General features: G+C 62.0%; 14 protein-coding genes. 3 read left to right on the top strand and 11 right to left on the bottom strand.

Features of this window, described 5'->3' with window-relative positions; translation table 11 throughout:
• Nucleotides 1-164: 164 nt before the first annotated feature.
• The 6 genes from PQR53_RS26365 to PQR53_RS26340 form a co-directional block, all read right to left on the bottom strand.
• Complete coding sequence (locus PQR53_RS26365; protein ID WP_408460583.1) at nucleotides 165-932, bottom strand: glucose 1-dehydrogenase; 768 nt, start codon at nucleotides 930-932, stop codon at nucleotides 165-167.
• 78 nt (nucleotides 933-1,010) lie between these two features.
• On the bottom strand, nucleotides 1,011-1,778 hold the full coding sequence (locus tag PQR53_RS26360) for an SDR family oxidoreductase (protein ID WP_408460580.1): 768 nt from the start codon (nucleotides 1,776-1,778) through the stop codon (nucleotides 1,011-1,013).
• Between the two features lie 94 nt (nucleotides 1,779-1,872).
• Entirely contained in the window at nucleotides 1,873-2,235 is a 363-nt protein-coding gene (locus tag PQR53_RS26355) for a nuclear transport factor 2 family protein (protein WP_408460578.1), read from the bottom strand.
• 261 nt (nucleotides 2,236-2,496) lie between these two features.
• Nucleotides 2,497-3,441, bottom strand: a complete 945-nt coding sequence (locus PQR53_RS26350) for a 2-hydroxyacid dehydrogenase (protein WP_408460575.1) — start codon at nucleotides 3,439-3,441, stop codon at nucleotides 2,497-2,499.
• Nucleotides 3,438-4,724: a phosphopyruvate hydratase gene (gene eno / locus PQR53_RS26345; protein ID WP_408460572.1), complete on the bottom strand. Its 1,287-nt coding sequence runs from the start codon at nucleotides 4,722-4,724 to the stop codon at nucleotides 3,438-3,440. Before eno ends, PQR53_RS26350 begins: the two co-directional genes overlap by 4 nt.
• Nucleotides 4,721-5,737 (bottom strand): phosphotransferase family protein, encoded by a 1,017-nt coding sequence (locus tag PQR53_RS26340; RefSeq protein WP_408460570.1) that lies wholly within the window; start codon nucleotides 5,735-5,737, stop codon nucleotides 4,721-4,723. Before PQR53_RS26340 ends, eno begins: the two co-directional genes overlap by 4 nt.
• A gap of 270 nt (nucleotides 5,738-6,007) precedes the next feature.
• Here PQR53_RS26340 and PQR53_RS26335 point away from each other — a divergent pair, with 270 nt between their 5' ends.
• Both PQR53_RS26335 and PQR53_RS26330 read left to right on the top strand, forming a co-directional pair.
• On the top strand, nucleotides 6,008-6,784 hold the full coding sequence (locus tag PQR53_RS26335) for a fumarylacetoacetate hydrolase family protein (protein ID WP_408460567.1): 777 nt from the start codon (nucleotides 6,008-6,010) through the stop codon (nucleotides 6,782-6,784).
• A gap of 98 nt (nucleotides 6,785-6,882) precedes the next feature.
• On the top strand, nucleotides 6,883-7,947 hold the full coding sequence (locus tag PQR53_RS26330; protein WP_408460564.1) for a LacI family DNA-binding transcriptional regulator: 1,065 nt from the start codon (nucleotides 6,883-6,885) through the stop codon (nucleotides 7,945-7,947).
• A 74-nt stretch (nucleotides 7,948-8,021) separates the two neighbouring features.
• On the opposite strand, the gene PQR53_RS26325 is transcribed toward PQR53_RS26330, so the two are convergent.
• The 5 genes from PQR53_RS26325 to PQR53_RS26305 form a co-directional block, all read right to left on the bottom strand.
• Nucleotides 8,022-8,609, bottom strand: a complete 588-nt coding sequence (locus PQR53_RS26325) for a VOC family protein (protein WP_408460561.1) — start codon at nucleotides 8,607-8,609, stop codon at nucleotides 8,022-8,024.
• Between the two features lie 66 nt (nucleotides 8,610-8,675).
• Nucleotides 8,676-9,527 (bottom strand): polysaccharide deacetylase family protein, encoded by an 852-nt coding sequence (locus PQR53_RS26320; RefSeq protein WP_408460558.1) that lies wholly within the window; start codon nucleotides 9,525-9,527, stop codon nucleotides 8,676-8,678.
• 291 nt (nucleotides 9,528-9,818) lie between these two features.
• A complete protein-coding gene (locus PQR53_RS26315) occupies nucleotides 9,819-9,968 on the bottom strand; it encodes a hypothetical protein (protein ID WP_408460555.1) in 150 nt (49 codons plus the stop codon).
• A gap of 128 nt (nucleotides 9,969-10,096) precedes the next feature.
• Nucleotides 10,097-10,576, bottom strand: a complete 480-nt coding sequence (locus PQR53_RS26310; RefSeq protein ID WP_408460552.1) for a DMT family transporter — start codon at nucleotides 10,574-10,576, stop codon at nucleotides 10,097-10,099.
• Between the two features lie 29 nt (nucleotides 10,577-10,605).
• Nucleotides 10,606-12,024 carry an amidohydrolase family protein gene (locus tag PQR53_RS26305; RefSeq protein WP_408460549.1) on the bottom strand — a complete coding sequence of 473 codons (1,419 nt, stop codon included), beginning with the start codon at nucleotides 12,022-12,024 and terminating at the stop codon, nucleotides 10,606-10,608.
• Nucleotides 12,025-12,187: 163 nt separating this feature from the next.
• Here PQR53_RS26305 and PQR53_RS26300 point away from each other — a divergent pair, with 163 nt between their 5' ends.
• On the top strand, nucleotides 12,188-13,174 hold the full coding sequence (locus PQR53_RS26300) for a LysR family transcriptional regulator (protein WP_408460547.1): 987 nt from the start codon (nucleotides 12,188-12,190) through the stop codon (nucleotides 13,172-13,174).
• The last annotated feature ends 389 nt before the right edge of the window (nucleotides 13,175-13,563 follow it).

Here is a 13,563-nt window from a genome sequence, read left to right as displayed (position 1 = left end):
TCTCCTCGCGCATACCCCTGTGCGCATTTTTGCCCCGCTACGCGGGGCTTTTTTTTGTTGATGAGCGCCCATCGGGCGCGCCAGAAATTTGATGTACGAAAAGGCCGCGTGCTGGAAGACCATGCACGCGGCCGTTTTTTCGACAAACCGACTTCGTCACAACGCTAGACGGCCGTCCAACCGCCATCCACCCCCATCGAATGACCGGTGACGAACGAAGCGGCATCGGACAGAAGCCATTCAGCGGCCTTCGCGATTTCCTCCGGCAGTCCGACGCGACCCACCAGATGCTGCGCCTTGTATTTTTCAAAGTGCGACGCGTACTCCGGGTCGCGTAGCGCTTCCTTGACGAGCGGCGTCATGATCAGCCCCGGCAACACGGCGTTGACGCGAATGTTGCGACAACCGTAATCCACGGCAGCGGCCTTGGTTAGCCCGATCACGCCGTGCTTGGCGGCGATGTAATCGGCCGCGCTCGGCACGGCCACCACACCGAGCGCCGAGGCGGTGTTGACGATCGAACCGCCGCCGGTTTGCAGCATGGCCGCAATCTCGTGTTTCATACACAGAAACGCGCCGGTGAGGTCGACGTCGACCACGCGCTGCCATTCCGCCTTGCCGATGTCGTGGAACGCTTTGTGACTAGGCGCAATGCCGGCGTTGTTGAAAGCCCCATCGAGTTTGCCGTACGCCGAGACCGTCTGTTCGACGAGCGCCGCGACGCTCGCTTCATTCGTAATGTCCGTCTTCACGAACATCGCCGTGCCGCCTTGCGCAGCAATCTGATGGACAGTTTCTTCGCCGTTCGTCACGTCGATGTCGGAGACGACCACACGTGCACCGGCCTGAGCAAAAATCAGGCTTGCAGCGCGCCCGATTCCGCCGCCTGCGCCCGTCACAATGATTGCACGACCATCCAGGGTTGCTGGCATGTCTACCTCCAATTGATTGTTGTCATCGAGGCCGTGAAGACACGGTGCCTGCCGGCCTCCTGAATCTTGACTTAAGGTTCAGACAGCGGTCCAGCCACCGTCGACGGCCATCGAATGACCGGTCACGAACGACGCCGCATCGGACAGCAGCCACCGCACCGCTGCTGCGACCTCCTCCGGTTGCCCAGGGCGGCCCACCAGATGCTTGGCCTTGATCTCGTCGAAATGCGCCGCATAGGCGGGGGCGCGCAGCGCTTCCACGACGATCGGCGTCATGATGAGACCCGGCAATACCGCATTGACCCGGACACCGCGCGTGCCATAGTCGACCGCCGCAGCTTTCGTCAGGCCGATCACACCGTGTTTGGCCGCGGTATAGTCGCCCGCGACGGGCATGCCCACCACGCCGAGCACCGAAGCGGTATTCACAATCGCGCCACCACCATGTTTGAGCATCGCTTCGATTTCGTACTTCATGCACAGGAACACGCCGGTCAGATCCACATCGATCACCCGCTGCCACTCTTCCAGACTGATCTCGTGCAATACCTTATGACTCTGCGCAATACCCGCATTGTTGAACGCGCCGTCGAGCCGTCCGTAGGTTGTGAGCACCTTCTCCACCATGCCCGCGACGCTGTCTTCGTTGGCGACGTCCGTCTCGATGAAGGTCGCCGTGCCGCCCTGTGCGGCGACCAGTTCGACTGTCTCCGCGCCGTTCTTCGCGTCGCGATCGGACACGACTACCTTTGCGCCCGCGGCCGCCAGCGAAAGGCTAGCCGCGCGGCCGATGCCACCGCCTGCACCCGTGACAATCATCACGCGGCCGTCCAGTTCCTTGTTCATAACTTCCTCCATGTCTCAAATCGGGATGTAATTGCACTACGGTGAACAGCCGTGCCGTGCCGCCGGCGCGCGGTGGCCTCACGGCCCTGATTCGTTATTGCGGTCGATTCAGTTGCGACGCATCGACATACACGCGGTAATCCGTGATGAGGCCATGCGCGTTCAGATTCAAAACATCGACGAACGGCGCGTCGAGCTTCTGACCCAGACCATCGATGTACACGACGCGCCCTTCGCAGATGGCCACACCGTCGACCGACCAGAACCGTTGCGCCGTATGTGCGATCGACTTCAGCGACTGAAGGACCGAGCTCACCACGCTTACAATCGGCTCGCGACCATGAATCGCCTCACCATTGCCAAATACGAAGCGCGCATCGTCAGCGAGGAAGGTCCCAAAGGCGGCCATGTCCTGTCGATCGATCGCAGAAAGCATGTTGCGAATTTTCTGTTCCATGAGTTTTCCTCTTTTCATCAAGTTGGCGAAGTGCGGCTGGCAATCCTGACAAGCGACGTTGCGTCGGTCCGCAACGAATGACGAGCGTCTTCTGGTGCAGTTTTTATTGCTCTTATAATTGCGTAGTACTACTACTAACTAAAGAAACGAGTAATCCAATCTGTTTATATAAGACATCGAGACCTTACTTGAACGGCCTCGGGATCAGGGCAAGGGAGCGGCCCCGCGGCTGCCGTGTTGCCGGTTTGCCGCTCCGCCGTTCTAAACCTGATTCAGCAGCGCTTCGCCCTCTTTAAGCCTGCGGCAATTCTCGATCAGCACGTCAATGCTGCGCGCGAGCGTCTGCGGCGTGAGCCAGGCCACGTGAGGTGTGGCGATGACATTCGGCAATTCAAGCAACGGGTTGTCCCCGGCAACCGGTTCCGTTGCGAATACATCCAGCCCGGCGGCTGCCAGCTTGCCTGACACCAACGCATCGTGGAGCGCGCGCTCGTCGACCAGCTCACCGCGCGCGGTGTTGATGAGAACGGCGCCTCGCTTCATCGCACTGAAGGCCGCGGCATCTATCAGGCCACGTGTGTCCGGTGTGAGCGGAATGTGCAACGAGACAATATCGGCTTCGCGAAGCAAGGCCTCGAGCGATGCCGCTTTGCGTGCAGCGTCATCCGTCGCCGTATGGCGCGTGTGATAGATGACTTGCGCGCCGAGCGCGACAAGCGCAGCCGTCAACCTGCGCGGTATCGAGCCGTACCCGACGAACCCTACGGTGCGGCCGGACAGCTCGCTCACGCTGTCGTACGTGTCCGGCGGCAGCGCCCATCCGGCGCCGCGACGGCTGGCACTGTCGAGAAAGCCAAGTCGCCGCAGCGACGCCAGCATCAGCGTCAGGGTGTGTTCCGCGACCGCCTGGCTATTGCAACCCGGCATATTGGCCACCGCAATGCCAAGCGAGCGGGCCGTCTCGAGATCGATCGTGTTCACGCCCACGCCGATTTTCTGCACGAGTTTCAGCTTCGGTGCCGCCTCGAGGACCGCCGCGGTTACGGGTGTCAGAACGTGAAGCAGGACTTCCGCGTCCTCGAGTGCGTGGCGCAGCGCGTTCGCATCGTTTTCGTCCACGAAGGCGATGTCGAGCCAGTCGGGCGCGCTCGTCAGCAAGGCCTCACGGAAACCCGCGCTGGCGCGATATTGCAGCACGGCTTTCATGCCGGGCTCCGCATCGGCAACGCAGACCAGCCGGCAAAGGTGGCGCTCGCGCCGAGCTGCTCCTCGATGCGCAGGCCCTCGTTCCACTTCGCCATCCGTTCGGAACGCGAGAACGAACCCACCTTAAGCTGCCCGGTGTTCCAGCCGGTCGCAAGATGAACGATGGTGGTGTCCTCGCTTTCACCTGAGCGGGCCGACACGATCATCCCCCAGCCAAGTTTCTTCGCGGCTTCCATCGTCTCGCGCGTCTCCGTGACGGTGCCCGCCTGGTTGGGCTTGAGCAGCACGGCGTTGCACTGACCTTGCGCGGCAGCGGCGTTCACCCGCGCCGCATTGGTGACGAGGAAGTCGTCGCCGATGACCTGCACGGTGTCCCCGACCGCCGCCGTGAAGGCACGCATGCCTTCGGGGTCGTCTTCACCGAACGGATCTTCGACCGAGACGATCGGGTAGCGCTTCAGCCAGCCGAGCATCACGTCGAGCCATTCGCTTGTGTCGTATTCCCGGCTCTCGAGCGCCAGCTTGTAACGCCCTTTGCGGCCAAACTCAGAAGCGGCGATGTCGAGCGAGATTGCGACCTCATCGTGGCGGTAGCCGGCCCGCTCGATGGAGCGTGTCAGCATCTCCAGCGCTTCCTCGTTCGAAGAGAACACGGGCCACCATCCGCCCTCGTCAGCCACACCCATCCGACGGCCAAGCGAGTCCATCAGATCGCCCGCCGCGCGATAGACTTCCGCCACCATGACGAGCGCTTCGTCAAAACCTTGGGCACCGAGCGGCATCACCAGAAAGTCCTGAATATCGGTGCGGCGGCCGGCATGCGCGCCACCGCCGAAAATCTGGATTTCCGGTAGCGGCAGGCGCACCGGCTCACCGGCCGCGAGATATCGCCACAACGGCACGCCAGCGGCCGCCGCCGCCGCATTCAGCACCGCCATCGAGGTCGCGATGGTGGCGTTGCCGCCGAGGTATGCTTTGTTCGGCGTTCCATCGAGGGCAATCAACGCAGCGTCCACGCCGGGCTGGTTCATTGCGTCCATCCCGGTCAAAGCGGGCGCGATGATGCCGCTGATATTGGCCAGCGCACCCTGAACATCGAAGCCGGCCAGCCTCGTGCCGCCGTCGCGCAGATCGATCGCTTCGTTGCTGCCGCGCGATGCACCTGCCGGGGCAATACCGCGGCCACGTGCGCCGCCAGTCAACTCGACGTCGACTTCAACCGTGGGCCGGCCACGTGAATCCCAAATGCGGCGCCCCGTGATTTTCTTGATTGCGGTTTTCATGTCAGTTCCTTGCTCCAGCGATTCCGGATAGAGTCGAGCGTTCGCGGCGCCTCGAAGATGAAGTGTTTTGCAAAGTGCCGTACCGTGGCGCGATCTTCCCCGGCCTGCAGATATTCCACCGGAGACTTGCCATCGACCCTTGCAAGCAGCAGCGCCGGCAGCAGTCTTGCCGCGCGCGCCTCCAGGACAGCGGCGTCTTCCCACGACGCACCGGCGAAGTACGCATCGTTGAGCGCGTCGAAACAGGCGAGATAAGCAGCGGTTGCATCCGGGCGGTGCACGCATTTGAGCAGCAGATGCGTCAGGCAGAATGCGACATCGAATGCGGGGTCGCCGTACCAGGCGCACTCTGCGTCGAGGAACACCGGACCGGCTTTTCCCACCAGGATGTTCTTCGGACTGACGTCGCCGTGCACGAGCGCCCGCCGGGTTCTTGCGGTGTCGTCGCTCAGTTGTTGCAGTGCCGCTGCGCAATCCGGATTAGCCGCTGCGCTCGCCAGAAAATACGGTTCGAGACGCAAGGCGAAGAAGTTCGCGTCGGTCGAAAACGTGTTCGCCAGTGTGCTGTTGTCCGCCGTCGCGCGATGAAGCGTTGCGAGCGTCGTGCCAACGGCACGGGCGGTCTCGACGCTGGCGATGCCGTCCAGCAGGTCGGTCTTCCAGAGCCGATAGTCGCGCGGCTCAAGAAAGGTCATCGCGAAAGCGCGCCCTTGCTCATCTTCGCCCAGAATCGACGGTACGCAACCCGGGACCACGGTTGCGGCGAGCCGCATCCATGCCACTTCCGCCGAATTGCGTTCGAGTGGTGCCGACCAGTTAGCAGCGACCTTGAGTCGCGCGAGTGCCCGCTTCACACAGATCACCCCGTTCGAGGTGTCGACGCGCACGATTTCCGAGGAAACGCCACCCGTCAACGGCGTCAGCGCGGGTTGCTCAGCCGGGCTGACAAGCCGCATCCTGCGCAACGACTCCAGAAGCGCAAGCGCGCTATCCGCGTCCAAGGCAACTTCCATCCCACTGTCTCCTGTTTTTGGCTTGTGTTGAGACTACTATAGTCGGTAGTGCACACGTGTGCAATGAAATTTATATAAACTTGATCTACGCGGTGGGTCGAAGCCCGTCCGCGTTGGATTCATCCACGTTCCCCCTTTATTCATGGCGCCTGGTTCAACCTCTACGCTTTGACAAACGCGATCCTGACTCCGATAATGGGCACACGTGAACCTACCTGAGCTACCCCCAGCGCACCCTGGGGTTTCGACCGCTTACCACTGGAGCATCGTATGAAAATCATCCGTTTCCAACAGGGCGAACTCGTCGCCTTCGGCAATCTGCACGATGACGGCAACATCGAATATCTTTCGGGTTCGCCGTTTGACGGAGAGGCTCGCCCGACGAATGAGTTCGTTTCGCTCGACAGCGTGAAAGTGTTGTCCCCGGTCGCACGGCCGCGCATCTTCGGCGCCGGGTTCAACTATGTCTCGCATATCAAGGAGACGGGTTGGGAGACGCCTACCCGCCCGGCGCTCTTCGTGAAACCTGAATCGACACTCGCGGGCCCGAACGACCCGATCGTGTACCCGTCCGAGGGAAAGGTGGTCCATTACGAGGCTGAACTCGTCGCGGTAATCGGCCGCACCGCGAGGCGGGTGTCGCAAGCCGATGCGCTCGACTACGTGCTCGGCTACACCTGCGGCAACGACGTGAGCGAACGGGTTGTCCAGAAAGAGGAAATGGCCTTTGGCTGCCTGTTCGCCGGCAAGGCCTTCGACACGTTTGCTCCGCTTGGCCCCGTGATCAACACCGAACTGGATCCATCGAATCTGAACATCATAGGGCGCCTGAACGGCGCAGTGGTGCAGAACGGCAATACCTCCGATCTGCTCTTTTCGGTGCGTTATCTCGTGGCTTACCTGAGTTCCTTCATGACGCTGGAACCCGGCGATGTCATCATGACGGGCACGCCTTCCGGCGTTGGAGAAATCAAGCCGGGCGATGTCTTCGAAGTCGAAATCGAAGGCATTGGGGTGCTCTCCAATCCGGTGATTGCCGAGCGGTGAGGAGCCGCGCCGGTTGGACCCTGCCGGCAACCCGGATTGAGCCGCCGGGTTGCGTGCTATAAAAGCATCTACAAATAACACGGAATGCAGGTACCAACATGTGGAGCGACGCAACGTCCGACCCCAAGGCACCCACCCGCGGCGGCGCGGGCGTCACCATTCGGGACATCGCGCTGGCGCTGAACGTTTCGCATACGACCGTCTCCCGCGCGCTTGCCGATAGCCCGAAAATCAGCGAGGAGACCAAGGCACGCGTACGCCAGGCAGTTGAGCAGCTCGGCTATGTGCCGTCAGCCTCCGCGCGCATGATGCGCGGCGCTCGCAGCTCACTCGTCGGGCTGGTGATCCCCGACGTTCAGAACGATTTCTACGCCACGGTCGCCAAGAGCGTCGCCGATGCACTTGCCGCGCGCTCGATGCATCTGCTGCTGTCGGTGACGGACGACAACAGCGACCGGGAGCTGCGCGAACTGCGAGCCATTCTGGAAACGCGCCCGGCCGGCGTCATCATCGTCCCCACGGCCTCGCCGCGCGCTGAAACGATCGCGCTGCTCGAAAACGTCGAAACGGTCCAGCTGGTGCGGGTCGCCTCGCGCCTGACGACGCAGGCCGTCGTCATCAACGACCGCGAAGGCATCCAGATGGCGACCCGGCATCTGCTCGCTTACGGTCACAAGCGGCTGGCCTTCGTCGGCGGCGACGCTTCACTCAGCACAGGGCGCAACCGGCTCGCCGGCTTTGAGGATGCCCTCAAGGAACAGGGCCTCAAACCGGCCGCGGTGGCGCTTGGCGCGCCAAGGCCGGAGTTTGCGCGGCACGCCGTCACTAGCATGATGTCAGCCCGCAACCGGCCGAGCGGACTCGTGCTCGGCAGCGCCGAGCTCACGCTGGGCGCCCTGCAGGCGCTGCGGGCGTTGCATCTCGACTGGCCGCGCGATGTCTCTGTCGTCGGCTATCACGACCCGGCCTGGTTCGAGCTGGCAGTTGGGGGCATCACCACGGTTCGGCTGCCGGTAGAGGACATTGCAGCGACGGCGACGAGCGTGCTGCTCTCCCGTGCGCTCGGCAGCCATCAAGACAAAGGGCAGGCCGGACAGGCGGCCACCATCCAGTTCGCACCCTCGCTGGTTCTGCGCGGCTCGACCGCTCCGTACGTCGGCTAGCACGTCGACAGCGCTGGCACAGGCAAGAAACCGGCCCTCACTGCCGCCGGTCTCTTCTGCCTTCCGCGCAGCGATCAGTTGCGCGTGGCCGCCCACTTCTTCAGCTCGGCATGCGCAATCTTCCCGGCGCGCAGCATGAACTCCTCGGCCGACGGCGGCGCATAGCACAGTTCAAGATTCATCCCGCCCGGGTCTTTCAGGTAGAGCGAGTGAAACGCGCCGTGGTCGACGTAAGTGCAGGCATAGCCCTCGGCCTCGAGTTTGGCGCGAAAGTACCCGATCACCTCATCGCTATCCACATTGACGGCAATGTGGTGGTGATAGACCGTCGGCACCGTGAACGGCGGCTCCCCGTCATAGAAGTCGGGATAGTCAAAAAACGCGATCGAGCTGCCGTCACCCATTTCGAAGAAGAAATGGCAATACGGCGACGGCTTGCCGGTGAACACTTCGTCTGGAATGCGCAAGGCGATCGTCATCGGCATTTCCAGAATGTCTTCGTAGAAATGCCGGGTCTTTTCGACGTCGTTGCAGTAGTACGCGTGATGGTTGAGGCCGCGGACCCGGTTGTTCGCGCGACGGGCGACGACCTGCTCTTTATCCTTCGGGTCAATCGCGGTTTCGCCGACCGCGCCAAGGACATTGTCTTCCTGATGGGACATTCTCGTACTCCTCCGTTGGACTGGTGAACCCGGCCCGTCGGGGCCGGTTATGATGCCGCGCGGTGTCTAGGCGAGCGGCGTAGAGTCGGCAATGGTTCTGTCCGCAAGCCGCGGCGCCACCCAATCGGCCAGCTCGGAACAGGATGTGAGCCACACGTCGTCGTGCGTTTTTAGCCGCGCGAGAAACCGGCGCATGACCTGCCACAAGCTTTCGTCGGCGCCAAACAGATACGGGTGAAAAATGACGGTGAGCTGCTCGCCGCCGGCAAGCGCCGCGTCGAATCCGTCGTTGAGTATCCGGTCCCATTCGTCGGCGCTCGCCGGACTCGTGCGATCACCCTGCGCGACGCGAAAGTCGCCGAGGTCACGGTCGATCAGATAAGCGTCGACATGGCGCCAGGCGAACGGAAGAATCGTCAGTCCTTCCTCGAGGCGAACGCTGGCGTTGCCGGCCACGGGTGAGCAATAGGTAAAACCGTGCTCCCTGAGCAGAGCGAGGGACGGCGCATCGGCCACCCCGCCGGGCGGCCGGAAGCCCACCGGCATGACATCGATCTTCCGCAGCGCGGCAAGGCTCTGCGCCAGGTTCGAACGCTTCTGTTCGAGCGACAAGCGTCCCCAGTTTTCGTGCCCCCACGTATGCCAGCCAATTTCATGTCCCGCGGCCTGCAGCACTTTGATTTGCTGCGGGTATCGCTCGGCGTTTACCGACTCGATAAAGTACGTAATGCTCAGGCCGTCGAGCTCCTCGAGGAGCTTCGGCAGAACATGGGTCGCGGTGAAGTGACCGCCGATCGCGCTGTCCGCGGGCCACCTGCCCATGCTGATGTCGCAAGCTTCGCCGAGGTTATCCAGCGTCACGCACACACAGGCCCGACGACGTTGCGGCCCCCACGCGGCTGATTCGAGCAGTGCCATTGCCTCTCCCGGATTAGTGATGGCGGAGGCGTTTCGCCTCTTCCGACTCAGTTTTCAAACTCAAGCATAGGAGATAAGGCACACGTGTGCAATTGGGTTTACCCGACATTGACCGATTAGCTTGGCGGCGGGGCGAAAAAAAGAGGCGGCCGCTGGCCAGGTGGCATCCGTTAGACCACGCGCGAGATTCCAGCGCTGGCGGCTGGCGGCAATAGCGCTCACCGCGCTGCCGAACGGGTAGTCGTCTGTGGTCTGGTTCAGGTAGTAGCCGTTGACGCCGAGACGCAGGTCTTACCAGCCCGGGGCAGGCAGCATGCCCGCAAAGAATCCCTCCGAACCCTGCCCGATGTTGTCGCCGCGGCCTTCGGTTGCGCTCACGGTTTGGCAGAGTGCCGCGGCAGCGAGCGCTACGAGCGCAGCAAGGATACGTTTCTTGAACATCTCCATAAGCGTCACTGCGCGACAGCAGTTTCCAGAAAAATCCAGTTCGCAAATCGATCAGGATGGCGAATAAAAAGGAGCGTGACGCAGCAGGCAAGGAGCCTATTCAACAGGGAAGGACTGTGCGCTCAGCTGTGTTTCGTCAGCGCCTGCACCAGCGAATTGCCAAACAGCGTCAGGCAAACTCCACTCAGCATGACCAGCGCGCCAGCCAGCTTGATGCCCGACACCTGACGGGTCACTACACCGATAAGTCCGAAGTGGTCGATCGCGAGCGACGAGAGCAGTTGCCCCGCAATCACCAGCGCCAGCATGTTGGCCAAACCAATCCGCGGCGCGAGCAGTACCGTGCAGAAGATCGCGGCCGCACCCAGCAGGCCGCCGCCAAAGCGCCAGACCGGTTGCGACGGAAGGCTTGCCACAGCGGCCGACAAGCCGCCTTTGCTCATGGCGATCGCCGCGAGCGCCACAGTGCCGATCGAAAACGACACCAGCGCCGCGGCCACGACATTGCCTCCCAGCCCGCCTGCGAGTTGACTATTGACGGCGGCTTGAATCGAGATGGCCGAGCCGGCACAGAATGCGATGAGCAGAAGAATCAGATTCACGACACCCCCTTCTAGTTAGCCCACCACCCTCAGGCCTGCGCGACTTCCGGCGGCGTATCCGCGAACTGATCGGGGATGTACCCGACGCCGGCGAACAGATGCGCACGGGAAGCATCCGTCGCCTGCTTGAGTGCCTTGAAATTCAGGCCGAGCAGCTTGCCGCCCGACTTGCGCACGCGGCCGCCGACAATGACGGTGTCGACATTGCTGCGTTCGGCGGCGTGCACGATCGTGCCGATCGCGTTATTCGACGGGTACAGGTTCAGGTCGTCGGCGCGAATCAGAACGATGTCCGCCTTCTTGCCCGGCGTCAGAGAACCCGCCTTGTCGCCGAGCCCCGCCACGCGCGCGCCGTTGATGGTTGCCGTCTCGAGGATGCTGCGAACGGACACGGCAGCCGGCGCCGCCTGATCGCCCCGATAACGACGATTCTGCGCATGCGCGCGCTGCATGAAGAAAGCGGCGCGCATCTCCGCGAACATGTCGCCGCCGTATGAAGCTTCAACGTCGATGCTGATGGCCGGCGCAATGCCGTGGTCGATCGCGCGCTGATACACGCACAGCCCTTCTTCCAGACCGTATTGCGCGTCCGAGCGCGGGCACACGTCGACGTTCACGCCGGTCTCACGGAGAATGTCCCACTGCGCGTCGGTCAGACCCGTGCAATGATTGAAGATGTTGTCCGGCCCAAGCAGCCCTTCTTCCTTCAGCGCCGGCAACAGTTTGCCCATCTCCTCGCCGAGGAACTCGGTGATGATGCGCAGCCCCACCGAGCGCGCCGCGGCCCATGTTTCGCGGTCCCACTGCGACATCATCGCCATCGTGACGAGCTGGTCGTCCGAATCGAAGCGTTCCTGTTTCAGGCGACCCAGGTCCCGCGGCCAGTGTTGCGCCCATTCACCCGCGAGCGGTTTGCCTGGCGCATAGACCGCACGAATGCCGGCATCTTCCAGTGCATCGATCGAAGCGTCGGAGTGCGCGGGGCTGCGCGCATTGTGGGAGTTGTCGACCAGGGTTGTGATGCCCGAGTCGATCGCACCGAGCGCCGTGATCAGATTGCCGATATACATGTCCTGCGGACGATAGTGCGTCGCGAAGGAGAAGTGCGTCGACTTCAAATAGTCCATCAGGGTCGGCGAGTTCGGGTCGATACGGCGCAACTGACCTTCCCATGCATGGCGATGCGAGTCGACGAAACCGGGCATTACGATCATGTCGGTCGCGTCGATGACGTCCGCGCCTTCAGCCTCGATCGACGGCGCGATCGCCGCGATGCGCTCGCCTTCAACCAGAATGTCGCCACACGTGAGGTCGCCAACCTCCTTGTCCATGCTGACGATTGCGCCACCCTTGATAAGCAGGCGCCGGGTTGCTTCGACATTGGCGAGCGGCGCGACGATCGGGCGCAGATGTTCCCATGAAGTTGGCGGGTAATTATCGAGTGACATTGTTTAGCTCCAGCGAATGATGAGATCCGTTTTTTAGAGGGAAAAGCGTGGGTTTTTTTGCGTAACCCGCTTGCCTCGTCTGCAACTGACTCAAATGTAGTGGCGCGCACCGTCCCTAACAATCACCTATACTTTTCATACTCTGTGAAGCTGGGGATACATAATGAGAGGGAGCGATTTCGCCGATGTACGCGCCTTTGTTTCGGTCGCCGAACAAGGTTCGTTCGCGCGCGCCGCGGGGCACCTGGCGGTGTCGCCTTCCGCGCTGAGTCAGACGATTCGTGGATTTGAAGAGCGGCTCGGCGTGCGTCTGTTCAACCGCACGACACGCAGCACCAAGCTCACCGAGGCCGGCGCACGGCTGCTCGCGCGCATGCAACCTTTGCTGGCTGAATTCGACGCCGCGCTTGAAGAGGCGGTCGAGAATCGCGAGAAGCCATCGGGCACGCTGCGCGTGTGCGCGCCGCAAATGGCGATCATCCACTTGCTGCAGCCAATGCTCGGCGTCTTCCAGGACCAGTATCCGGACGTCGTGCTGGACCTCACGAGTGACGAGAGTCTGGGCGATATCGTCGCTCGTGGTTTTGACGCGGGCATCCGTCTTGGCGAACACGTCGACCAGGACATGGTGGCGGTGCGCGTCGGTCCCGACCTGCGGCAGATCGCGGTCGCCTCACCCGAGTATCTGGACAGGCATGGCGTGCCGCAAACGCCTCACGATCTGCATGACCATCGCTGCATCAACTGGCGCCGCGCGGGGCAGACGAGCGTCTACAACTGGGAATTTGCCAGGGACGGACAGTGGTTCAACGTGTCTGTCAAAGGGACCTTGATCGTCAACGACTGCGCAGTGGCGCTTCAGGCCGCAACAGATGGTCTCGGCATCACGGTATGGACCGAAGACTGGATGAAGCCGCAACTGGAGTCGGGCCGGCTGGTCCCGCTGCTGAAGGACTGGTCGCCGCTCTTTCCGGGTTTTTTCCTTTATCACCCGAGCCGCACGCGCATGCCTGCCGCGTTACGCGCGTTTATCGATGTCGTGAAGCGCGTGTCCATGGGGCCGCACGCGCTGACGCCGCTGTTGCCCGAGGCCTTGCTGCCAACTGTGCAACTTGAACCTGCGCTCACGGAATCGAAAACGGGCGCATGAGCGCCCGCTCTGAGACCCTGGCGAGCCGCGTAGAACGGTACGCAGAATGTCGAGCCACAACACGGAGGTCGCAACGAGGATATCTCCGCCACCGATACGTCGGCACGCTGAACCATTCCCTTCCCCTTGATGAATGTGTCCGCGCTGAATACAGCGCGCCACGCGTAGCTTAAAGCTTTCCACTACCTGGCAAAAAGCGAACAACGGTGAATTGACTATTCGTCGCTGCCTGACAATGTTCGGCCTGTCCGTATCGCGCTAGATGAATTTCCGGGTGCTTTGTCAGATGCAGGCGAAAAATCAATTCGGTATTAGTGCATTTATCCCGAAGAGACATGCGGCTACATTGCAGTCACCGTTTGATCGCATCGTATTGGCCGTGAATGAAG

This window comes from Paraburkholderia fungorum (genome assembly GCF_046027605.1).
In the GTDB taxonomy this organism is placed as follows: Bacteria; Pseudomonadota; Gammaproteobacteria; order Burkholderiales; family Burkholderiaceae; genus Paraburkholderia; species Paraburkholderia fungorum_F.
This window is presented reverse-complemented; position numbering and strand designations above follow the sequence as displayed.